The organism is Actinomadura rayongensis, from assembly GCF_009831215.1.
GTDB lineage: Bacteria > Actinomycetota > Actinomycetes > Streptosporangiales > Streptosporangiaceae > Spirillospora > Spirillospora rayongensis.
This window is the reverse complement of the sequence record NZ_WUTW01000002.1, coordinates 1,177,669-1,197,846: the sequence shown is the minus strand read 5'-3', so window position 1 is coordinate 1,197,846 and position 20,178 is coordinate 1,177,669. Positions and strand designations below refer to the sequence as shown.

The following is a 20,178-nucleotide window of genomic DNA, read 5'->3' as shown; positions in this document are numbered from 1 at the left end:
GTACGTGATCACCGGCCACGGCCACCGTACTCGCCGCATCCACCGCTGAGACAGCGGTTTATCCGACGCGCGCTCTAGTCCCGCGCCGCGCCGTCCGGCCACACGACGTCGACCGGAAGACCGACGGCGCGGGCGTGCGTGACGACGTCGGCCGTCCCGCCGTGCCCGCTCGCCGGACGCCCGTCCCAGACGGCGACGAGCCGCTCCACCGACCCCACGAGCAGCTCCGACGCCGCCATGTACGCCGCGTCGCCGGACGTCGCGAACGGCGCGTACCGGACGACCGCCGCGCGCCCGAGCAGGCCGTCGAACACGGCGAGATCGTCCGGCCTCACCTTCGCGGCCCGGTAGTCGCGCGCCGGGAGCACGACCTCGACCCGTCCGCCCAGGTCCAGCACGACCTGCGCGAACACCTGGTCCGCACCGCGCGCGAGGCACGTCACGCCGGTCACGTCGGCGTGCGGGGCGAGCAGGTCGCGCAGCGCCCGGGCGACCAGGTCGGACGTCGGGGGCGTGATGTTCGTGTGGCCGCTGACCCCGATCCTCATGCGCTCTCCCCGCTCCGCTCGGCGAGGTCCGCGCGCATCGCGGCGACGACGGGCGCGTCCGCGTACGCGGCGGCCTCGGCGCGCCACCTCCGCAGCCGCTGCTCGGCGCGGCCGGACCGGATCGTGTCGCACAGCGCGACGGCCTCCCGCACGGCCGCGACCGACCGTTCGCGTTCCCCGGCGAGCAGGTACGACCGGCCGAGCCCGATCAGGTCGAACGCGCGGTTGCGCTCCTGCTGCGGTCGCCGCAGCTCCAAAGCGGTGGAAATGTGGTGGACGGAGCGCGCCGTCAGCGTCCGGTGGTCCAGGCCGGCGGCGGCCCGGACGGCCGCGAGACCGCGGTACCCGGCGCCGACCGTGCCCGCCAGCTCGGCCCGGTCGAACGACCGCACGAAGTACGGGACGTTGTCCGAGGCCACGTCGAGCTGTTCCGCGGCGAGCCCGACCGCGCGGTGGTACGCCTGCACGCGGCCCGTCCGGGCGTACGCCCACGCCTCCCGTGTCCGGAGCATCGCGCGCAGCTGCGCCGGCGCGTCGGCCCCGGCCCCGTCGAACGCCAGCCGGACGATGTCCAGCGCGTCGCCGGGCTGGTCCCGGTCGAGCTGCTGGCGCGCCAGCGCGGCGAGGACGTGCGCGCCGAGCAGCCGCCCGCGCGGCAGCCCGGACGCGTGCGCGGCCCGGACCGCGAGCCGGTAGTACTCCTGGGCCACCGGGTGGCGCCCGGCGTCGAACGCCATCGACCCGGCGACCTTGGCCAGTTCCGCGAGGGCGAGGAACAACCGTCCGGTGACCGCGCGGTCCTGCGGGACGGCGAGCAGCCCGGCGACCTCGGCGAGCTGCCCGGCGACCGCCTTGCGCCGCACGCCGAGCCGGTGCCGCGACTCCCACCGGCGCAGGAGCCGGGCGCCGGCCTCGATCCGCTCGACCTCGTCCGGGCCGACCGTGCCGCGCGGCGCGGACGGCGCGGGCTCCGGCCGGCTGATCCAGTGTTCGAGGCGTTCGGTGAGGTCCGGGCCGTCCAGGGCGCGCGGACGCGGCCGGGGCCTGCGGTCGGGCCCGGCGAGGTCGACGTCGGCGAGCCGCCGCGCCTCGCCGACGACGTCGTGCGGCGTCCAGGCGTCCGGCGACGCCGCGTCCGGAGGCTCCTGCGGCCCGAGCGCGGCCAGCCGCCCGTCCGCGCCGAGCACCGCGTCGACGCGCAGCGCGAACGACCGCGACGGCCCCCAGACCCCGTTGACGACCCGGGAGACGTACCCGGGGTCGTAGGGCGCCCGCCTCGCCACTTCGCGCACCGACAATCCCTGCTCGGCCATGAGCCGGCGCATCAGATCCCGGAATGTCGTCATGGTCCACCTAATACCGGAGATCGGTGTTGAGCGGGCGATGACTCACCACCTCAACGGGGGTCAACATCTCCCACGCTAACCGTTCGGGCGCAAAACTGAAGGACGTCTCAGGAAACGGAGGTCCGAACGTGGAAACCGCAGCCGAGTCCGGCCGGAATGGACGGTGGCAGGAGCCGCACATGGCCCGCGACGGGACGTGGCGGTGCATCCTGCGCCGCCCGCTCACCTACGCCGAGGAGCAGGCCGGGCTCCTGTACGTCGTGGTCGCCGCCGACCGCGACGGGCTCATCGCCCTCATGAAGCACGAGGACGAAAAGGCGCGCGTCCCCCAACACCTTCACCGCAACAGCGGATGACGAGAACCGGAAAGCCACCATGACCGAGAAACCCGAACAACCGATTCTCTATACCCCGGCCGAAGTCGCGCAGTTGCTCCGCGTCGACCCGAAGACCGTCACGCGCTGGGCCAAGACCGGGACGCTGCGTCCGGTGACGCTGCCGTCCGGGCACCGCCGCTACCACGCGGACGAGATCCACCGCCTGCTCGACCTCGGCCGCTTCCCGGCGCCGCCCGACGCGAGCCCGTACGCCCGGGCGATCCTGCACGCCGTCGTCCACACGTACTTCGGCGGCGACACGGACGCGGCCGTCCAGGCGCTGCGCCCCGACTGAAGCGGAGGCTGTGGGATTCGAACCCACGGAGCCGGGGCTACCGACTCAACGGTTTTCAAGACCGTCGCACTCGTCCACTATGCGAAGCCTCCAGAGCGCTGAACACCCTAGCAAGCCGGGGGGTTCACTGGCCGTCGGACGGGTGCACGACCGCGAGGACCACGTGCGCGGGCTCGTCGCCGACGAGGAACCAGCGGTGCCGCAGCTCGGCGTTGTGGGAGATCATGTCGCGGGGGCCGAGGCGCCAGGTGCCCGCGCCCTCCACCTCGACGTCGAGCCGCCCCGTCACCACGTACACGGCCATGTCGCCGCGCAGGCTGAACCATTCCTCCAGGTACTGGCCCGGCTCGATGAGGTACTCCATCACTTCGAGCGTGGTGTCGGGGCGCATCAGCAGGGCGCGTCCCACCGCGCTGTTCGGCTCGCCCGACACCGGCAGCTTCCGGCCCTCGGACGCCCGGACGACCTGCACCGACGCCGTCCCGGGCGCGGGGAGCAGTGCGCCGGGCAGCACGCCGAGCGCCTCGGCCAGCCGGTAGATCGTCACCATCGACGGCGCGCTGGCCCCGCGTTCGATCTGGCTGAGGAACGGCTGGCTGATCCCGGCCCGCCGCGCCAGCTCCCGCATCGACAGCCCGGACTTCTCACGGAGCCTGCGGATGGTGGAGCCGATCCGGGCGTTCAGGGCGGCCTCGTTGCCCGCGCTCGGCTCCACAGTTCACACAACCTTTACAGGAAACGATTGTCTTCGGCGATCACGTGGCGCACCTTGATTGCTGTCAGCAATCAGACGGGGTCGCTTGTCCAGGAGTATGCCCGATGGTCTCTGTGTCCGATGAACCGATCGCCGTCCCACCGCCGTCCAGATCCGGCATCGAGAAGCGCGGAATCGAACGCGTCCCCGACGACGAGCGCCGCGGCAGGCCCCGCCACCTGGGGTTCCTGTGGGCGGGCGTCGTCCTCAACGTCCAGGTCGTCGTGTACGGCGCGCTGCTCGTCTCGTTCGGGCTCAACTGGTGGCAGTGCCTGCTGGCGATCGCCCTCGGCAATCTGACGTGGCTCGTCACGGGCGTCGCCAGCCTCGCCGGCCCGGCGGCGGGGACGACGACGTTCGCCGTCAGCCGCGCCGCGTTCGGCCACCACGGCAACCGCCCGATCGCCCTGTTCAACTGGACGATGCAGGTCGGCTACGAGGTGCTGGACCTGGTCCTGATGGTCCTCGCGGCGACGGCGCTGCTGGACCTCGCGGGCGTCCACGTCAACGGACCGGGCAAGGCCGCCCTGGTCCTCGTGCTGGCCGTCGTGCAGAGCGTCCTGCCGCTGATCGGCCACGCGGCGATCACCCGGGCGCTGCACCTGCTGGTCGTGCCGTTCGCCGCGCTGTTCTGCGTGCTCGCCTGGCTGACGGCCGACCGGCTCGACCACGCCGCGACCGCGCCCGCCGGGTGGGTCGCGTTCCTCGGCGGCGTCGCGCTGACCGCGAGCGGGTCCGGTCTCGGCTGGACGGCCAACGCGCCCGACTACTCCCGCTACCTCCCGAAGGACACCAGCAAGCGGGGCATCGTGGCCGCCGTCACGCTCGGCGGCGCGATCCCGCAGACGCTGCTGATGGTCGTCGGCGCGTGCGCGGCACTGGTCGTCCCGGCGGCGAACGACCCGGTCAGCGGACTGCCGAACGCCTACCCGCTGTGGTTCGCCGTCCCGTATCTGGTCTTCGTGATCGCGCAGATGACGGCGCTCAACGCGGTCGACCTGTACTCGTCGGGCGTGACGCTCCAGGCGCTCGGCGTCCCGATCGGCCGCTGGCAGGCGGTCGCGCTGGACGGTGTCATCTGCGCCGCGATCGGCCTCGCCGTCGTCTACTCCGGCGACTTCAACACGGTCCTGAGCGACTTCCTGCTGTTCATGATCATCTGGTTCGCGCCCTGGGCGGCGATCTTCGTGACGGATCTCCTCCTGCGCCGCGCGCGGTACGACTCCGCCGACCTGCACGGCGGACGGCCCTGGAACCGGCACGGAATCCTCGCGCAGCTCGGCGGCATGGCCGCCGCCGCGCTGTGGATCAACACGAGCGTGTACGTCGGCCCGCTGGCGAAGGCGGCGGGCGGTCTCGACCTCAGCGTCCCGGCCGGGCTCCTGGTCGGCGGCGGACTCTACCTCCTGCTGGCCCGCACGAGCGTCCGGGCCGCGACCGAAGGGACGACCGCGTGAACATCCCGCTCATCGACCTGCGCCGCTGGCGCGACGGTGACACTTCCCTGGCCGTGCAGCTGGACAAGGCTCTCCGGGAATCGGGCTTCCTCCTGGTCGACGGCCACGGCGTCGACCCGACGCTCGCGGCGGAGGTCCGCGCCGCCGCCCGGCGCTTCTTCCACCTGCCCGCCGACCGGAAGGCCGCGTACGCCACGGCCGTCGGCGGACGCGGCTGGATCCCGCCCGGCCGCGAGGCCAACGCCTACTACGGCGCCGAAGCGGACCGGACGCGCGCCGACCTCAAGGAGAGCTTCACGGCCGGCCGCGCGTTCCGCACCGGCGACCCGGGCGTGGACAACGTCTGGTTCGCCCGCAACGTCTGGCCCGGCGAGGTGCCCGAGCTGCGCGTCCTCTGCGCGGCGTACGAGGCGGCGCTCTGGACCGTCTACACCGAACTGCTCGAAATGTGCGCCGCGGCGCTGGACCTGGAACGATCCTGGTTCGTCGACCGCACGCGCCGGTCCCCGTTCACCCTCAACCTGAACCGCTACCCGCCGCTCAGCGAGACCGGCCCGGCCCGCGACGGCCAGTTCCGCATCGCCCCGCACACCGACTGGGGCGTCCTGACGATCCTCGACCGGCAGGTCGGCTACGGCGGCCTCCAGGTGGCGACCGTCGACGGCCGATGGGAGGACGCGCCGCACGTCGAGAACGCCCTGACCGTCAACATCGGCGACCTCATGGCCCGCTGGACCGGCGACCGCTGGCGCTCCACCCGGCACCGCGTGCTGCCGCCGTCCGACCGCGCGCCGGACGAGGAGCTGATCTCGCTCATCCTGTTCCTGGAGGCCGACGTGGACACCGTGGTCGAACCCCTGCCGGGCGGCGAGCGGACCTACCCGCCCGTGACCGTCGCGTCCTACCTGCGCGAACGCGCCGACGCCGCGACCGTCGCATGACGCCCGCCGAGTACGACGCCTTCGCCGCGCGGATCCCGAAGATCAGCCTGCACCTGCACCTGACGGGCTCGGTCGCGCCGGACACCGTCGTGGACCTGGCGCGCAAGCACGACGTCCCGCTGCCCGCGGGCCGCGACGTCTACGACGTCGACGCCCACGCCGACCTCGACGCGTTCCTGCGCGTCTACGACACGGTCGGCGAGGTCGTCCGGGACGCCGACGACTTCCACCGCGTCACCTACGAGACCCTGGCGCTCGCGGCCCGCCACAACGTGCTCTACCGCGAGATGTTCCTCTCCCCGCCCGCGCACCCGCACACGCCCTACCCCGTCATGCTGGACGGCGTGGTGCGCGGGCTGCGCGACGCCGAGACCGACCACGGCGTCGTCTGCCGCCTCATCGTGGCCCTCCACCGCGAGCGCGACGCCGACGAGGGCCGGCGGCTCGTCGAGACCGTCATCGAACACCGCGACGAGCACGTCATCGGCATCGGCCTGGACTACGCGGAGGTCAACGGCCCGCCCGAGCGGTTCCGCGACGCGTTCGCGCTGGCCGGACGCGCCGGACTGCACCGCACGGCGCACTCCGAGTCCGGCCCGCCGGCCAACATCCGCACACTGCTGGACGACCTCGGCTGCACCCGCGTCGATCACGGCTACCACGTCGTCACCGACGCGGCGATGACCGCGCGCTGCCGCGACGAGGGCGTTCCGTTCACGTGCACGCCCGTCAGCTCCGACATCGGCCGCTACTCCGGCAGCGGCGACGGCACGCACCGGCGCATCGTGGAGATGCTCGACGCGGGGCTCGCCGTCACGATCGACTCCGACGACCCGCCGATGTTCGGCACCGACCCCACCCACGACCTGCGCGTCCTCGGCCCGGCGCTGGGCTATGACCCCGCGCCGCTGCGCCGGATGCTCGGCCACGCCGTGGACGCCTGCTGGCTCGACGACACCGACCGCGCGGCCCTGCGCGCCCGCGTGGACGCCGCACTGAAGGAGGACCCATGCGTGAACTGACCGTCCCGACCATCGATGTGTCGGCCTTCCGCGCTCCCGGCGACGACGGACGCGACGAGATCGCCCGGCAGGTGGACCGGGCCGCGCGCGAGGTCGGGTTCATGCAGCTCGTCGGGCACGGCGCGGATCCGGACGCGCTGCGCGCCTTCACCGCGGCCATGGACGCCTTCTTCGCCCTCGACCTCGACGTGAAGAACGCCTACCGCTGCCCGCCGGGCGTCAACCGGGGGTACAGCCCGCCGAAGTCCGAGGCGCTGCGCGGCAGCCTGGGCCTGGCGAGCGCCGCCGACCTGTTCGAGGCGATGAACATCGGCACGTCCGCGGCGGACTTCCCCGGCGTGGACCTGCCCGCCGACGACTACGCGCCGAACGTCTACCCCGCCGAGGTCCCGGGGTTCGAGGCGGCCGTCACCGGCTGGTTCGCCGAGGCGGGCGCGGTCGCCCGCGTCATGATGCGGATCTTCGGCCGTGCGCTCGGGCTCGGCGAGGACTACTTCGCGGCGTTCGCCCAGCACCCCGTGGACGTGCTGCGGATGAACAACTACCGGCTGCCGTCCGCCGACGTGGAGCTGGAGCCGGACCAGGAGGGCATGGGCGCGCACACCGACTACGGCATGGTGACCGTCCTGTGGGCCGACCCGGTGCCGGGTCTGGAGATCCATCTCGACGGCCGCTGGCACCCGGTGACGCCGCGCGCCGACGGTCTGCTCGTCAACCTCGGCGACGCCCTCGCCCGCTGGACGAACGACCAGTGGATCTCCACGATGCACCGCGTCGCGCCACCGCGCGTCGACGGACGGCTCGTCCCGCGCCGCTCGGCGGCCTACTTCCACGACGGCGACGTCGACGCCGTCATCGCGTGCCTGCCGGGCTGCGTCACCGAGGACCGTCCCGCCGCGTACGAGCCGGTCACGGTCGGCGAGCACCTGCACGCCAAGCTGGCCGGATCGCGCGGCCGGCAGCTGAACGCGACCGCCGGACGGGAGGCCGCGCGGCTCGCCGGAGCATGACGGGAGGTCCCGCCGAAACGGCGCGAGACGGGCTGCTAGCGTCGAACGGGTGGGGGAGATCCAGGGATCGACGCGGGTGACCTTCCCGGCCGGAGCGGTGACGGGCTGGTCCACCGTGGTGGCCAGCCTGCCGGTGGACGGCGGGCGCGGCATCGTCGTGGACGAGACCCCCTTCCACCCGCTGGACCCGTTCTGGCCCGACCAGCCCGGCGACGTCGGCCTGCTCCAGAGCGACGGCCTGGAGCTGAAGGTCGTGGACTCGGTGACGGGAGCGGTCCCGGCGACGGGCGGCGACGTGCTGGTCGGCGCGGACATCCCGGTCAAGCGCGGCGATCCGGACTGGCACTGGCTCGTCGTCCACGTGGTCGAGCGGCGCGTGCCGCAGGGCGCGGAGATCCGGCTGATGGTGGACGGCGACCGCCGCCGCGCGTTCTCCACCGGCCACACCGCGTGCCATCTGACCGCGCTCGCGCTGAACGCCGCGCTCGCCGGCCGGTGGCGCAAGGACGCGCCGCCGGACGGCCTCGGCCGCCCCGACTTCGACCGGCTCGCGATCACCCGGTCCCGGATCGTCCCCGGCGGCAGCGTCGACACCTACCGCCTCGGCCGGTCGCTGCGCCGGAAGGGCTTCACGACGGACGGCCTCGCCGACGCCCTCCCGGAGATCGCCGGGCACATGGAGTCGCTGCTCGCGGGCTGGATCGCGTCCCGCGCGCCGGTGGCGGTCGAGGCGCCGAACGCGGAGCTGACCGCGCCCCGGACGTGGCGCTGCGACCTCCCCGACGGCGTCGCGCGCCTGCCCTGCGGCGGCACCCACGTGGACGACCTCGGCGAACTCGGCCGCGTCGCGGTCACGCTGGAACTGGCCCAGGACGAACTGGTGGTCGAGACCCGAACCGCCTGAGACGGGTCAGGTGAACGGTCAGTGGACGCGCAGGAGAACGCTCCACGTCACCGGCCCGACGACGCCGTCCACGGTCACCTTTCCCCATTTCTGGACGCCCCGGACGGCCTTCTCGACCGCCTCGTCGAACGGCCCCTCGACCGTCGCGATCTCCGGATGGCTGCGCGCGAGCAGCAGCCCGCGCAACGTCTGCACATGCTCGTTGTCGGCCTTCGCGCCCTTCGCCAGGGTCGGCAGTTTCCGCACGGCGTTCTCCGTCCAGTTCGAGGCGTAGCCGGGACGGCCGTAGCCGTAGATCCGGCCGGAACCGCGGTCGACGTTCTTGCGATAGACGCCGTCGCCGTTGAAATACTCGCCGTCCAGCGAACCGGACGTGTTCCCGCCGATCGTCGTGATGGTGCTCGACCCGACGGCGACGACCATCTCCACGTGCGTCCCGCCGCCGGGCCCGTAGAAGACCCAGTCGCCGACGTGCGGGGACGAGCCGAACCGTCCCTTGCCGCGGAACCAGTCCACGGCGGTGAAACAGCCGGCGGTGCGCGGATAGTCGGTGTTCGCGCGTCCGTCGGCGCGGTCGGCGACCCAGGACAGGAAACTCGCGCACCACGCGTAGCGGTAACTGCCCTCGATGGCCCCGAGCCAGTGGTTGTACTTCGTGTCGTTGACGGGCTTCTCGCGATAGCCGATCTCGCCCTCGGCGACCCTGATCGCGGCGTCCGTTGTGTAGGTCACGGTGGGCTCCAGTGAACGTCCGGAGTCCGAGCCTGCCCGTCCGCCGAGCGTTCCGGTAGGCCCACCCGTGACCGGGCGCGGCCATTCTCAGCGGCTGTTGCTGCTGAAGTGCTGATAGTCGCGGGCGCCGTTCCAGACGCCGCCCCAGCCCCAGCCGATCGACGCGAACGCCCGGACGGTCTTGTCGCCGTCGTGAATCACGCCCGGGTCGCGGTTGTCGCGGTTCTTGTACTTGACGCAGTGCTTGTGCGCGACCTCGCCGCCCGCCGTCACGTACGGGTTCTCGCAGGTGTTGATGTCGACGGCGAGACCGTAGGCGTGCTGCGACCAGGAGCCCGAGCCGGTCGCGTTGCGGCAGTTGAAGGCGGAGGTGTTGTCGGCCTCGATCGAGTCGAAGTCGCTGCCCTTGTAGACGTCCACGAGTTCCATGCGCCGGATCGGATAGCGGTTGTCGTAGAGCTTGCGGAACACCGTCACGATGTCGTCGGCGACTTTGGCGTTGACGACGAGCTGCCCGTTGTCGTGCGTCTTTCCGTCCATGCCCCAGTACGTCATGTCGATCCGGCGCAGCCCGGACGGCCCGACCGGGCAGCCCTTGTGCCACGAGTGCGGCAGATCGGCCGCCGTCACCCGGTGGACGGACGCGCGGAATCCCGCCGACGGTGTGGCCGACGGCGACGGCGCGGACGACGGCGTCCCGGTCGCGGTCGGCGGCGTCGCCGACGCGGTGGACCCGTTCCCGCCGTCCTTGTCCTGGCCGCATGCGGTCGCGGCGACGGCGAACACGGTCATGAAGGCTGCGGTGCGCAGCAGGGTTCTCCCTGGCATCCGAGCAGGATGGCACGGCGGGGTCCCTGCGCGCGGGAGGCATGGTTCGCTACGGTGCGAGTCAGGGAAGTGTCCACAGCGAGTGTTTTGGGACGAGCGGCGAATCGGGGATTTTGAGGAGCCGGACGTGACGAATCCCGGAAACGGGGAGCCCCCGAGCCTGGAGGACGAGATCTTCGCCGTCGCGGGCGAGGTCGAGACCGAACCGGCCGACGGTCCGCTGCTCCCGCTGCGCCTGGACCCGCCGCGCCTGCCGTCCGGCCGGGACCTGTGGCCCGGTTCGGCCGGGTTCGCGACGTTCCTGTTCGTGGACGCGGTCGTGATGTGGGCGCCGCTGATGAACTCGGTGCGCGCGACGCTCGTCCCGCAGACGGTCGTGCTGCTGCTCGTGGCGTTCGGCGTCGGCGGCCTGCTGATGTGGCGGGTCGGCGGCGCGTGGCGGCCGTTCGGCCTGGGGATGATGGCGTCCTGGGTGTTCCTGACGCTGGTGTCCGTCGGCTTCCTGACCGGCCTCGGCCCGCTGCTGTTCTAGCCTCTAGCCGGCCTCGATGCGCTTGATGACGGCGTCGAACGCGCGGCCGATCGCGTCGAGGTCGGCGGGGTCCACGACGTCCACGAGGTAGGTCCGGACGACCTCGACGTGGTCGCGGGCGGCGCGGTCGAGCGCGGCGAAGCCCTCGTCGGTGAGCAGGCAGATGACGCCGCGCCGGTCGCTCGGGCAGTCCTCGCGGCGGACCAGGCCCTTGCCCTCCAGCCGCGCGCAGGTGTGGGACAGGCGGCTGCGCGACTGGCTGGCGTGCTCGGCCAGCTCGGCCATGCGCAGCGAACGGCCGGGCGCCTCGGACAGCCGCACGAGGATCTCGTACTCGGAGACGGAGAGGCCGTGGCGGGTCTTGAGGTCGCGGTCCATCAGCTCGGTGAGGCGCGCGCTGCCGTCCACGTAGGCGCGCCACGAGCGTTGCTCGGTGGCGGTCAGCCAGCGGGGTTCGGTCATGGAACGGAGTATAGCCAACAGATTGAAGCTTCAACCACTTCTGGGATACGCTCGGTCACGCAGCTTACGTGATCCTCGCCCGCGGGAATAGTTGAGATTTCAACAAGGTTGACGCGATCACGACACCGACCCCGAGGAGCCGAGATGCCCGCCGTCACCGCCGACACGCTCACCCTTCCCCGCCTGCCGAAGCTCCCCGACGCGACCACCGGCTGGCGCCGCGTCGCCAAGGTCGTCACCGCCCAGAAGCACCTGGAGGGCGAGGGCTTCCAGGTCCGCCGCCCGTTCCCCGGCGTCGACCTGCCGCTGGCCGACCCGTTCCTGCTCCTCGACCACATGGGCGCCGTCGAGTACGCGCCCGGCGAGGCGAAGGGCACGCCGTGGCACCCGCACCGGGGGTTCGAGACCGTCACCTACATCATCGACGGCGCGTTCCAGCACCGGGACACGACGGGCGGCGGCGGCCGCATCGCCGACGGCGGCACGCAGTGGATGACGGCCGCGTCCGGCATCCAGCACATCGAGCAGCCGCCGCCGGAGCTGGTCGCGAAGGGCGGCCTGTTCCACGGCGTGCAGCTCTGGGTCAACCTGCCGCGCGCCCAGAAGTGGGTCGACCCGCGCTACCAGGACATCCGCGCGGGCGACGTCACGCTGCTGTCCTCGGCGGACGGCGCGTCGCTCGTCCGGGTCATCGCGGGCTCGGTCGGCGGGTTCGACGGCCCGGGCGTCACCTACACGCCGATCAACTACGTCCACGCGACGGTCGCGCCGGGCGCGCGGCTCGAACTGCCCTGGCCGCGCGACTTCACCGCGCTCGTCTACGTCCTGTCCGGACGCGGGACGGTCGGCGCCGAGCAGGTCGCGCTGGACGAGGGGCGGCTCGCCGTCCTCGGCGGCTCGCACCACGCCGGCGACCAGGACGGCATCGTCGTCCAGGCCGCCGACACGCAGCCGGTCAGCAGCAAGAACGGCTGGGAGATCCTGATCCTCGGCGGCCTGCCGCTGCGCGAGCCGGTCGCCCGGTACGGCCCGTTCGTCATGAACACCAAGGACGAGATCGTCCAGGCGTTCGAGGACTTCCAGGCCGGGCGGATGGGCCAGGTTCCCGCCGCCGAGCTGCCGCACCGCTCGGCCACCGACCAGGCCCTCTGACCTGGGGCGGCCCTCGTCCGGACGGAGAATGTCGGAGTTTTCCGTCCGGACGGGGGACAGGGCGGACGCCCGTGCGCTACTGTCTCGAACATTCGTTCGACGGGCGCGGGAGGTGTCCGATGGAACTCGTCCGCTGCCGGGCACGCGCGACACGCCGCAGGGATTTCTACGCAAATCTACGGCCTCAGCTATACCGCCTCATAGAGTCCGAGACCGTGGACCCCGTGCGCAACCCTTATGCACCGGGCGCGGGCCAGCGCCCCCCGGAGCTCGCCGGCCGCGACCGCGAGCTGAAGCAGTTCGAGGTCGTCCTCGAACGCGTGGCGCGCGGTCGTCCCGAGCGCAGCATGATCATCACCGGGCTGCGCGGCGTCGGGAAGACGGTCCTGCTCAACACGTTCCGGTCGATGGCGATCCAGCGGCTCTGGGGGACCGGCAAGATCGAGGCCCGGCCGGACCAGTCGATCCGGCGGCCCGTCGCGTCCGCGCTGCACATGGCCGTCCGCGAGCTTGCGCCCCGGCACCGCGCGCCCGACCGCATCGAGGCGTTCCTCGGCGTGCTCAAGGCGTTCGCGCAGGCGGGCGAGGAGGACGGCCGGACGAAGGCCCGCGCGCACCGCTGGCAGCCGGGCATCGACGTCCCCGCGTCCCGGGGCCGCGCCGACTCCGGCGACCTGGAGATCGACCTCACCGAGCTGTTCGTGGACGCCGCGTCCGTCGCCACCGACGTCGGCGCGGGCATCGCGCTGTTCGTGGACGAGATGCAGGACGTCCCCGCCGACGACGTCTCCGCGCTCTGCGCCGCGTGCCACGAGCTGTCCCAGAACGGCGGCCCGCTGATCGTCGTCGGCGCGGGCCTGCCGCACCTGCCCGCCGTGCTGTCGGCGAGCAAGTCCTACTCCGAGCGGCTGTTCCGGTACGCGCGCATCGACCGGCTCGACCGGGAATCGGCCGATCTCGCCCTGCTCGCCCCCGCCGAGCGCGAGGACGTCACGTTCACCCCCGAGGCGCTGGACGCCCTGTACGGCGCGGCCGACGGCTATCCCTACTTCGTCCAGGCGTACGCGAAGGTCGTCTGGGACGTCGCCCCCGACACCCCGATCACCGCCGAGGACATCCGCGTCGCCGCGCCCGAGGCCGAGAGCGAGCTGGCGGTCGGCTTCTTCGGCAGCCGGTACGAGCGCGCGACGCCCGCCGAGCGCGACTACATGCGGGCGATGGCCGTCCTCGGGGACGACCCGGTGCCGACGGCGGCGGTGGCGAGCGAGCTGGGCCGCAAGCCGTCCAGCCTGTCGCCGGCCCGGGACGGCCTGATCAAGAAGGGCCTCATCTACAGCGCGGAACGCGGCCTGGTGGCGTTCACCGTGCCGCATTTCGGCCAGTTCCTCCGGGCCCAGCCCGCCTGATTCGCCTCTCTACCCGTTTCTAGGACGAGCGCTAGACACCGTCGCTCGTCATCCACCTATAACGGACTCTTGGATTTTCCCTAGAGAGCGATAGAAAACCCGATCAGCGCAGCGCCGGTTCCTCCGCCGGGACCATCGCGACGCGCACCCGGCGCCCCCGCGCGGCCGTCGACACCGCGAAGATCAGCTCGGCCGGACGTCCGTCCGACACCGCCCGGTAGGCCAGGAACCGCCAGCAGCCCTCGCGCCACACGTCCAGCGGGACGGCGCTGACCACGGTGTCCTCGTGCGCGGACCACGCGGCGCTGGCGCGCAGCGTCCGCATCGTCTCCGCCAGCGGGCTGTGCCGCCGGTCGCAGGGCTCGTCCTCGCGCCGGATCCGCCACGCCGCGCGCTTCTCCCACAGCGTCGCGACCTCCGGCGAGATCAGGCTGAACAGGGCCACCTCGACGGCCAGCAGCGCCAGCCCGACCGTCGCGTGCGCGTCGTGCAGCCACGCGAACCCGGCCCGCGGCGCGCCGAGCGCGGCCACGGCGGCGAGCGTGAACAGCAGGGCGCGCGCGACCGTCCGCCGGTCGACCTGCTTCGCGCTGAGCCCGCCGAAGCAGCCGCACCCCGCGTCGGGACGCCGGACGCGCAACTCGCTCACCGTCCACGTCGCCACCGCGAACGCCAGCGCGGTCACCAGCCGGACCGAGAACTGCGACGTCACGAGCAGCGCGATGCCGAGCCCGCCCTCCACCAGCGCGACCGCGACCGCGAACGGACGGCTGTCCAACCGCGTCGCCTGCGGCAGCCAGCCCGGCAGCGGCACGCCGTGGACGTGGTCGTGCGCGGGCGCCGGATGCCGGACGGCCAGCTTCGCCAGACACGCGGCCAGCAGCACGAACGACAGCAGCAGCACCTGGGTGTTCTGGAACGCGGTCACCATCGTCGGGTCCCCCTGTCATGGCGCAGGACGGCGTTGAAGCACCCCGTCTCCAGGTCGCCGCCGAGCGCGGCGAACGCGACCGGCGTCAGCTCGACCAGCCGGCCGCGCGGCGAGGTGCCGCACTGGACGCAGCGGTCGCAGAACCGCGCGGCGACGCAGCCGCACTCGGTGACGGGGATCCGGGCGGTACGGCCTGTGCAGGCGTTGTGGACGGTCAGGCCGCTCCCGATCGACAGCAGCGGCAGCGGGACGCAGCCGCGCGGCGCGTCCGCGCAGCCGCCCGCGCGTCCCTCGGGGTCGACGGCCGGGTAGGCGGCGCCGGGCGCGTCGCCGCCGTCGAACCAGGTGGCGGTGCCGTGCGACTCGCCGGGGACGGACGCGTCGGGCTCGGGCGCGGTCAGCGCGTCCGCGCGGTAGCCGGGCTGGGACGTGCCGGGCGCGACGGCGCGGGGGCCGTCGGGCGTCCTCACGCACACGGTGTCGAACAGGTAGCCGGGCTCCAGGCGCGGGTGCCGGACGCGGATCCGGTCGTACACCGTCTCCGGGATCGTCACGGTCGTCGTCCCGCGATGGGGGCCGAGGTCCACGTCCACGGAGCGTCGCGTGGCGGCGGTGATCGTGCCGGTCACGCGGGCGGCGTCGATCCAGACGCGTTCGGTGCCGGGACGTCCCCGGTAGGGGCGGGCGACGGCCCTGCGGCCGGGGCGCAGGACGTCCGGCCCGGCGCGGTCGCCGTGCCAGATCGCGGTGGTGTCGCTGAGCGGCAGGCGGACCTCGCCGCCGGGGACGGCGAGGACCAGCAGGTGGGGACTGGCGTCGAGCACGGTCCCGGCATGGGCGCCCGGGCGTGCGGGGGGACCGGCGCTGTCGGGCGGCGCGCCGAGGACGGCGGCACGGCGACGGCGCCGCGCGGCTTCCGGATGGTGCATGCGGGGCTCCGGCTTCCAGGCGGGGCGGCTGCGACGGGAGGCATTGCAGGGTCTCCCACCGTAGTTAGTGCTGTGAGTCAAGCGTCACGCCCTGTGACCCTACCTGTCGACGGATTTGTCGGTATACGTCGTGCCGGGGATAAGAATTCCTTGCCGACGGGTAAGGATTTTCCACCGGTTGAGCCGAATACCGCGTTCTGTTGGGACCGGAACAACGATCATCGTGCCACGCTGACAAGCGACGGGACGTGCTTTCGCAACCGGACGCGAGTCGGGGAATCGGGTGACGTGAGGGAGACCACGGACGAGGAGTTCCGCGCGTACGTCGCGGCGCGCCGTCCCGCCCTGCTGCGCGCGGCGACGCGGATCGCCGGCGAGGACGCCGAGGACCTGCTCCAGGCCGCGCTGGCCGACACCTACCTCGCATGGGAGCGCATCGGCTCGCGCGCGGCGGTGGACGGCTACGTGCGGCGCGCGATGGCCAACACGCACATCTCCTGGTGGCGGCGCCGCCGGAGGCTGGACGTCCACCCGTCCGGCGACGTGCCCGAGCGCCCGGTGGCCGACGACGCGCCGCGCTGCGACCTGCGCGACGCCCTCGGCCGCGCCCTGCGGCGCCTGCCCGAACGGCAGCGGACGGCCGTGTTCCTGCGCTACTACGAGGACCGTCCCGAGCACGAGGTAGCCGCCCTGCTCGGCGTCAGCGTCGGAACGGTCAAGAGCACGGTGTCCCGCGCGATGGCCCGCCTGCGCGACGACATGCGCGACGACACGCGCAACGACACCGTCCTCAGCACCGCGCGCCACTGACCCGGCCCCGGAAGATCGACTGAATAGCCCGATTTCGGGCCATCTGGTGGTGCGCGGGGGCCGTGAGGGTGTATCACTGTCCGACGGACAGGAGCGCCCTTCGCGGGGCGGTCCCATTTCGGTGCCGGGGAGCACGTATGCCGAGGTGGTCCCCCTTCGACGCGGCGGCCGACCGGAGGTTGGTCCACGGCCTGCACGAAGGTGACGATCGCGCTCTCCGCGACCTCTACGACGCCTACGCCGAGCGCCTTTTCGACTACGCCTCGTCGCTGACGGGCGACCGCCGCACCGCCGCCGACGTCGTCCACGACGCGTTCGTGGACGCCTGCCGCCGCGCCCCCCGGATGCGCACCGTCCGCGTCGGCCTCGGCGCGTGGCTCTACGGGGCCGTCCGCCGCCGCTGCCTGCGCCAGGACGTCACCGGCACGCCGACCTTCCCCGACGCCGCCCCGGCCGCCGCAGCCCTCCTGGCCGCCCTCGCCGACCTGGACCCCGCCGACCAGGAACTGATCGTCCTCGCCGAACGCCACGGCCTGACCCCGGCCGACGCGGCGGCGGCCACCGGCGTGAGCCTCCGCCGCGTCCGCACCCGCCTCGACCACGCCCGCGCCCACCTCGCCACCACCGAACCCCCCGCGCCCGACGCGCAGCCCGCCGCCGTCGCCGCGTCCGCCGCCGCGCCGCCCGCCGCCGCGTCGCCCGCACCTTCCGCTGCCGCACCGCCCGCCGACACCGTCGCACCGCCCGCCGCCGCGTCGCCCGGCGGCCCCGCCGCGCCGCCCGGCGATGCGCCTGCCGACGCGTTCGGCGCGTTGCCCGCCGAGCCCGCTGCACCGCCCGCCGAGCCCGCTGCGCGGTCTGGTGAGCCCGCCGCGCGGTCTGGCGATCCCGCCGCGCTGCCCGGTGATCCTGCTGGGCGGTCCGGCAGGCCCGGTGCCACGGTCGGCGGTGCGTCCGGCGAGGCCGGTGGGTCGGGCGGCGGGGCGCTGCCCGTGTTGGCGGAGGACGACGAGGACTCCGTGGCGGTGCTCGCGGCGCGTGATCCGCGTCCCGTCACGGGGCCCGCCGGGCTCGCGGCGCCGGCGCCGCCGGTGCTGCCCGCGTCGCTGCGGCACCGCTTCATGCACACCGCGACCGACCCCGAGCTGGCGGGCTACCGCGCCGACATCGCCGCGCGCGGCGGCACGCTCACGCCCGACGGGATGCCGACGCAGCCGGACGTCACCTCGCCGTTCACCCGCCGCTGGCTGTTCACCGGCGGCGGGATGCTGGGCGCGCTCGTCACGGCCGTCGTCGCGGTGCTGCTGATGGGCCCGGGCATCGCCGGGACGACCACGTACTGGCCGCCGGGCAGGCCGAAGGAGACGCCGCGCACGACCGTCGGCCCGTCCGGCGGGACGACCGGCAGCCCCACCCCGCAGCCGACCGCGCGGGCGCCGAGGCTCCGCGCCGGCGCCCCGCCGCTGACCCCGGGCGCGAGCGGCACGCCGAGCGACACGCCGGAGCAGGGCCCCGGCAGGCCCGGCGGCGGTCCGCCCGGCGGCGGTCCGTCCGGCGCGCCGGGGCCGCGCGACGGCACGCTGCGCGTCGACCAGGCGAAGGTCGAGCTGTACGGGACGAAAACGGCGCGCATCACGCTGCACGCGACGGGCGGTCCGGTGAGCTGGCAGGGCGTGGCGTCGTCGGAGCAGCTCACGCTGTCCCCGGCGGCGGGCACGCTGGCCGACGGCGGCACCGGCGCGCTGACCGTCACCCTGCAGACGGGTTTGCTGAACCTTCCCGGCAAGGCCACCGTCACGTTCGCGGACGCGCGCGGCGCGCTGCACCAGGTCGCCGTCGAGTGGGGCGCCTCGCTGCTGTGAGTCACCCGTCGGCGGGGGCGCCCAGATGGTCGCGGATCAGCTCCAGCCGGTCGCCGAGGGACGCCTCCACGCGCGCCTCCATCGCCCGCGCGATGAACGGGTCCACGACCATCCGGACGAGGGGCCGCATCCGCTGCACGACGGCGGCCAGCTCCGACACCTCCTCGCCGGACGGGTTCTCGCCGTCCGCGAGCCGGGTGAAGACGTGCTCCTCGACGAGCGTGACGAACCGTCCGGCGATGACGGCGCAGTCGGCGCGGATCCGGTCGGCGATGTCGAGGACGGCGTCCAGCGGGATCCCGGCCGCGACCAGCTCGGCGCCGACGTGCAGCAGGCGCGGGCTCGGGACGCGGTAGTGGTCGCCGTCCGGCTCGATGAGCCCGAGGTCGCGCGCGCGGTCCAGCAGCCGCGCGACGTAGGACGGGTCCAGCCCGGCGCCGAACCGGTCGATCAGCTCGTCCACCGTGACGGCCCCGGGCAGCTCGTCCGACCAGGGGTCGGTGAGGACCTTCTCCAGCCCGAGGACCTCCCCGACGTCCTTGCCGGTCTCCCACGCGCCCAGCAGGTCCTTGATGATCGCGGCGGTGTAGCCGCGGCCGAGCAGCTTGCCGATGAGGCGCAGCCGCGCGAGGTGGGAGTCGTCGTAGATGCCGACGCGTCCCTCCAGCCGGGGCGGTGGGAGCAGGCCCCGGTCCTGGTAGGCGCGGATGTTGCGCACCGTGCTTCCGGCCGCGTGGGCCAGTTCGTCGATTCGGTAGTCGCCCATGCCCTGCCCGCACTCGTCTTCTTGACCGTCGGGATCGCCCTTCGGCACAATCATTACATCGTCCGATGACACATTAAGGGTTGTCTTATGGCGGAATCCAACGTCCCCGGCCTCACCGCGCAGATCCCCATCGAGGAGACGCTCCTCGGCGGCCCCCTGCGCTACACGCGCAAGGAGGTCGAGGCGCTCGCGGACGTGGACGAGGAGTACGCCCGCCGGATCTGGCAGGCGCTCGGCTTCCCGACCCCGCCCGACGACGAGACGGCCTTCACCGACGGCGACGTCGACGCGCTCCGCGAGATCCGCAAGCTGCTGGAGAACGACCTGGTCGACGAGGAGATGGTCGTCCAGCTCTCCCGCGCCGTCGGCCAGACGATGGGACGGCTCGCGAGCTGGCTCGCCGACGTCTGGGTGCGTCGGCTGAGCGAGGAATGGCCCGAGGACGAGCCCATCACCGCCGAGATCGTCAGCGTGGCGCTGGAGGCGACCAGCGAGCTGGAGCCGGCGTTCGAGCGGCTGATGCTGCACGGCTGGCGCCGCCAGCTCGCCGAGGCCGCGCTGCGCACCGCCGCCGCGACGGTCGGCCCGGCCGCCGCCGACCCCACGGTGGGCGTGTCGCAGCTCACCGTGGGGTTCGCGGACGTCGTGTCGTTCACCCGCATGAGCCGCCGCATGGACGGCGGCGAGCTGGCCGAGTTCGTCGAGCGGTTCGAGCGCGTCGCCGCCGAGGTGATCGCCGAGCAGGGCGGCCGGGTCATCAAGACGCTCGGCGACGAGGTGCTGTACGCGGCGACCGACCCGGCGGCGGCCGTGGAGATCGGGCTGCGCATCGCCGAGCTGTGCGACACCGACCCGTCGTTCCCGCGCGTCCGCGTCGGGATCGCCTACGGCGAGGTGCTCCAGCGGCTCGGCGACGTGTTCGGCACGCCGGTCAACCTCGCCGCGCGGCTCACCGCGATCGCCTACCCGGGCACGGTCGTCGTGGACGGCCAGCTCGCGCGGGCGATCAAGGGCGCGGCCGGCTACGACGTGTCGACGCTGCGGTCGCGTCCGGTCCAGGGCCTCGGGAAGGTCCGGCCGCGCGTGGTGCGCCGCCGGACGGCCCGGTCCTGAC

The 20,178-nt window shown here is 73.4% G+C and carries 21 protein-coding genes, 1 tRNA gene and 1 pseudogene; 13 read left to right on the top strand and 10 right to left on the bottom strand.

Going from position 1 to position 20,178, the window contains the following annotated elements:
* Positions 1-74: 74 nt before the first annotated feature.
* Positions 75-548, bottom strand: coding sequence for a hypothetical protein (locus tag GQ466_RS14895; RefSeq protein ID WP_161103432.1), 474 nt, complete (start codon positions 546-548; stop codon positions 75-77).
* Entirely contained in the window at positions 545-1,894 is a 1,350-nt protein-coding gene (locus tag GQ466_RS14890; RefSeq protein ID WP_161103431.1) for a helix-turn-helix domain-containing protein, read from the bottom strand. The genes GQ466_RS14895 and GQ466_RS14890 overlap by 4 nt, the downstream gene beginning before the upstream one ends.
* A 128-nt stretch (positions 1,895-2,022) precedes the next feature.
* Between GQ466_RS14890 and GQ466_RS14885 the strand changes: the two genes are divergently transcribed.
* Together GQ466_RS14885 and GQ466_RS31605 are read left to right on the top strand one after the other, a co-directional pair.
* The gene (locus tag GQ466_RS14885; protein WP_161103430.1) at positions 2,023-2,250 is read left to right on the top strand and encodes a hypothetical protein; all 228 of its coding nucleotides are present in this window, start codon (positions 2,023-2,025) and stop codon (positions 2,248-2,250) included.
* A 19-nt stretch (positions 2,251-2,269) separates the two neighbouring features.
* Positions 2,270-2,440, top strand: a pseudogene (locus GQ466_RS31605) (helix-turn-helix domain-containing protein); the annotation flags it as partial.
* A gap of 128 nt (positions 2,441-2,568) precedes the next feature.
* On the opposite strand, the gene GQ466_RS14875 reads toward GQ466_RS31605, so the two are convergent.
* Positions 2,569-2,658: transfer RNA gene (locus GQ466_RS14875), tRNA-Ser, on the bottom strand.
* Between the two features lie 32 nt (positions 2,659-2,690).
* Positions 2,691-3,281: a helix-turn-helix domain-containing protein gene (locus GQ466_RS14870; protein WP_161103428.1), complete on the bottom strand. Its 591-nt coding sequence runs from the start codon at positions 3,279-3,281 to the stop codon at positions 2,691-2,693.
* 104 nt (positions 3,282-3,385) lie between these two features.
* Between GQ466_RS14870 and GQ466_RS14865 the strand changes: the two genes are divergently transcribed.
* The 5 genes from GQ466_RS14865 to GQ466_RS14845 are packed head-to-tail and all read left to right on the top strand — an operon-like array spanning position 3,386 to position 8,654.
* The gene (locus GQ466_RS14865; protein WP_161103427.1) at positions 3,386-4,777 is read left to right on the top strand and encodes a purine-cytosine permease family protein; all 1,392 of its coding nucleotides are present in this window, start codon (positions 3,386-3,388) and stop codon (positions 4,775-4,777) included.
* On the top strand, positions 4,774-5,718 hold the full coding sequence (locus GQ466_RS32780) for a 2-oxoglutarate and iron-dependent oxygenase domain-containing protein (protein ID WP_161103426.1): 945 nt from the start codon (positions 4,774-4,776) through the stop codon (positions 5,716-5,718). Before GQ466_RS14865 ends, GQ466_RS32780 begins: the two co-directional genes overlap by 4 nt.
* Complete coding sequence (add, locus tag GQ466_RS14855; RefSeq protein WP_161103425.1) at positions 5,715-6,740, top strand: adenosine deaminase; 1,026 nt, start codon at positions 5,715-5,717, stop codon at positions 6,738-6,740. Before GQ466_RS32780 ends, add begins: the two co-directional genes overlap by 4 nt.
* Entirely contained in the window at positions 6,728-7,750 is a 1,023-nt protein-coding gene (locus GQ466_RS14850; protein WP_161103424.1) for an isopenicillin N synthase family dioxygenase, read from the top strand. The genes add and GQ466_RS14850 overlap by 13 nt, the downstream gene beginning before the upstream one ends.
* Positions 7,751-7,799: 49 nt before the next feature.
* A complete protein-coding gene (locus GQ466_RS14845; RefSeq protein WP_161103423.1) occupies positions 7,800-8,654 on the top strand; it encodes an alanyl-tRNA editing protein in 855 nt (284 codons plus the stop codon).
* 18 nt (positions 8,655-8,672) lie between these two features.
* Here the strand turns inward: GQ466_RS14845 and GQ466_RS14840 are convergent, their stop codons facing one another.
* Both GQ466_RS14840 and GQ466_RS14835 read right to left on the bottom strand, forming a co-directional pair.
* On the bottom strand, positions 8,673-9,386 hold the full coding sequence (locus GQ466_RS14840) for a C40 family peptidase (RefSeq protein WP_337193474.1): 714 nt from the start codon (positions 9,384-9,386) through the stop codon (positions 8,673-8,675).
* 87 nt (positions 9,387-9,473) lie between these two features.
* Positions 9,474-10,214, bottom strand: a complete 741-nt coding sequence (locus GQ466_RS14835; RefSeq protein WP_161103422.1) for a M15 family metallopeptidase — start codon at positions 10,212-10,214, stop codon at positions 9,474-9,476.
* A 127-nt stretch (positions 10,215-10,341) separates the two neighbouring features.
* On the opposite strand from GQ466_RS14835, the gene GQ466_RS14830 reads away from it, so the two are divergent.
* A complete protein-coding gene (locus GQ466_RS14830; protein WP_103561156.1) occupies positions 10,342-10,746 on the top strand; it encodes a hypothetical protein in 405 nt (134 codons plus the stop codon).
* Between the two features lie 3 nt (positions 10,747-10,749).
* On the opposite strand, the gene GQ466_RS14825 is transcribed toward GQ466_RS14830, so the two are convergent.
* Positions 10,750-11,208, bottom strand: coding sequence for a MarR family winged helix-turn-helix transcriptional regulator (locus tag GQ466_RS14825; protein ID WP_161103421.1), 459 nt, complete (start codon positions 11,206-11,208; stop codon positions 10,750-10,752).
* Between the two features lie 144 nt (positions 11,209-11,352).
* Between GQ466_RS14825 and GQ466_RS14820 the strand changes: the two genes are divergently transcribed.
* A complete protein-coding gene (locus GQ466_RS14820) occupies positions 11,353-12,360 on the top strand; it encodes a pirin family protein (protein ID WP_161103420.1) in 1,008 nt (335 codons plus the stop codon).
* A 224-nt stretch (positions 12,361-12,584) separates the two neighbouring features.
* Positions 12,585-13,766 (top strand): ATP-binding protein, encoded by a 1,182-nt coding sequence (locus GQ466_RS14815; RefSeq protein ID WP_446678597.1) that lies wholly within the window; start codon positions 12,585-12,587, stop codon positions 13,764-13,766.
* Positions 13,767-13,869: 103 nt separating this feature from the next.
* Here GQ466_RS14815 and GQ466_RS14810 read toward each other — a convergent pair whose 3' ends face one another.
* The gene (locus tag GQ466_RS14810) at positions 13,870-14,697 is read right to left on the bottom strand and encodes a MauE/DoxX family redox-associated membrane protein (RefSeq protein ID WP_161103418.1); all 828 of its coding nucleotides are present in this window, start codon (positions 14,695-14,697) and stop codon (positions 13,870-13,872) included.
* Complete coding sequence (locus GQ466_RS14805) at positions 14,691-15,626, bottom strand: hypothetical protein (protein ID WP_161103417.1); 936 nt, start codon at positions 15,624-15,626, stop codon at positions 14,691-14,693. The genes GQ466_RS14810 and GQ466_RS14805 overlap by 7 nt, the downstream gene beginning before the upstream one ends.
* Before the next feature lie 288 nt (positions 15,627-15,914).
* Between GQ466_RS14805 and GQ466_RS31600 the strand changes: the two genes are divergently transcribed.
* Both GQ466_RS31600 and GQ466_RS32340 read left to right on the top strand, forming a co-directional pair.
* The gene (locus GQ466_RS31600) at positions 15,915-16,436 is read left to right on the top strand and encodes a SigE family RNA polymerase sigma factor (RefSeq protein ID WP_337193473.1); all 522 of its coding nucleotides are present in this window, start codon (positions 15,915-15,917) and stop codon (positions 16,434-16,436) included.
* Positions 16,437-16,573: 137 nt separating this feature from the next.
* A complete protein-coding gene (locus tag GQ466_RS32340; RefSeq protein WP_161103415.1) occupies positions 16,574-18,298 on the top strand; it encodes an RNA polymerase sigma factor in 1,725 nt (574 codons plus the stop codon).
* 1 nt (position 18,299) lies between these two features.
* Here the strand turns inward: GQ466_RS32340 and GQ466_RS14790 are convergent, their stop codons facing one another.
* Entirely contained in the window at positions 18,300-19,118 is an 819-nt protein-coding gene (locus GQ466_RS14790) for a MerR family transcriptional regulator (RefSeq protein WP_237417875.1), read from the bottom strand.
* Between the two features lie 33 nt (positions 19,119-19,151).
* Here GQ466_RS14790 and GQ466_RS14785 point away from each other — a divergent pair, with 33 nt between their 5' ends.
* Positions 19,152-20,177 carry an adenylate/guanylate cyclase domain-containing protein gene (locus tag GQ466_RS14785; RefSeq protein ID WP_161103414.1) on the top strand — a complete coding sequence of 342 codons (1,026 nt, stop codon included), beginning with the start codon at positions 19,152-19,154 and terminating at the stop codon, positions 20,175-20,177.
* Position 20,178 lies beyond the last annotated feature (1 nt).

Excerpts from the sequence above, each read along its gene's own strand:
- GQ466_RS14810 (WP_161103418.1), bottom strand. The coding sequence starts at position 14,697 with ATGGTGACCGCGTTCCAGAACACCCAGGTGCTGCTGCTGTCGTTCGTG.
- GQ466_RS14785 (WP_161103414.1), top strand. The coding sequence starts at position 19,152 with ATGGCGGAATCCAACGTCCCCGGCCTCACCGCGCAGATCCCCATCGAG.
- GQ466_RS14865 (WP_161103427.1), top strand. The coding sequence starts at position 3,386 with ATGGTCTCTGTGTCCGATGAACCGATCGCCGTCCCACCGCCGTCCAGA.
- GQ466_RS14835 (WP_161103422.1), bottom strand. The coding sequence starts at position 10,214 with ATGCCAGGGAGAACCCTGCTGCGCACCGCAGCCTTCATGACCGTGTTC.
- GQ466_RS14890 (WP_161103431.1), bottom strand. The coding sequence starts at position 1,894 with ATGACGACATTCCGGGATCTGATGCGCCGGCTCATGGCCGAGCAGGGA.
- GQ466_RS14825 (WP_161103421.1), bottom strand. The coding sequence starts at position 11,208 with ATGACCGAACCCCGCTGGCTGACCGCCACCGAGCAACGCTCGTGGCGC.
- GQ466_RS14895 (WP_161103432.1), bottom strand. The coding sequence starts at position 548 with ATGAGGATCGGGGTCAGCGGCCACACGAACATCACGCCCCCGACGTCC.
- GQ466_RS14790 (WP_237417875.1), bottom strand. The coding sequence starts at position 19,118 with ATGATTGTGCCGAAGGGCGATCCCGACGGTCAAGAAGACGAGTGCGGG.
- GQ466_RS14805 (WP_161103417.1), bottom strand. The coding sequence starts at position 15,626 with ATGCACCATCCGGAAGCCGCGCGGCGCCGTCGCCGTGCCGCCGTCCTC.
- add (WP_161103425.1), top strand. The coding sequence starts at position 5,715 with ATGACGCCCGCCGAGTACGACGCCTTCGCCGCGCGGATCCCGAAGATC.
- GQ466_RS14850 (WP_161103424.1), top strand. The coding sequence starts at position 6,728 with ATGCGTGAACTGACCGTCCCGACCATCGATGTGTCGGCCTTCCGCGCT.
- GQ466_RS32340 (WP_161103415.1), top strand. The coding sequence starts at position 16,574 with ATGCCGAGGTGGTCCCCCTTCGACGCGGCGGCCGACCGGAGGTTGGTC.
- GQ466_RS14820 (WP_161103420.1), top strand. The coding sequence starts at position 11,353 with ATGCCCGCCGTCACCGCCGACACGCTCACCCTTCCCCGCCTGCCGAAG.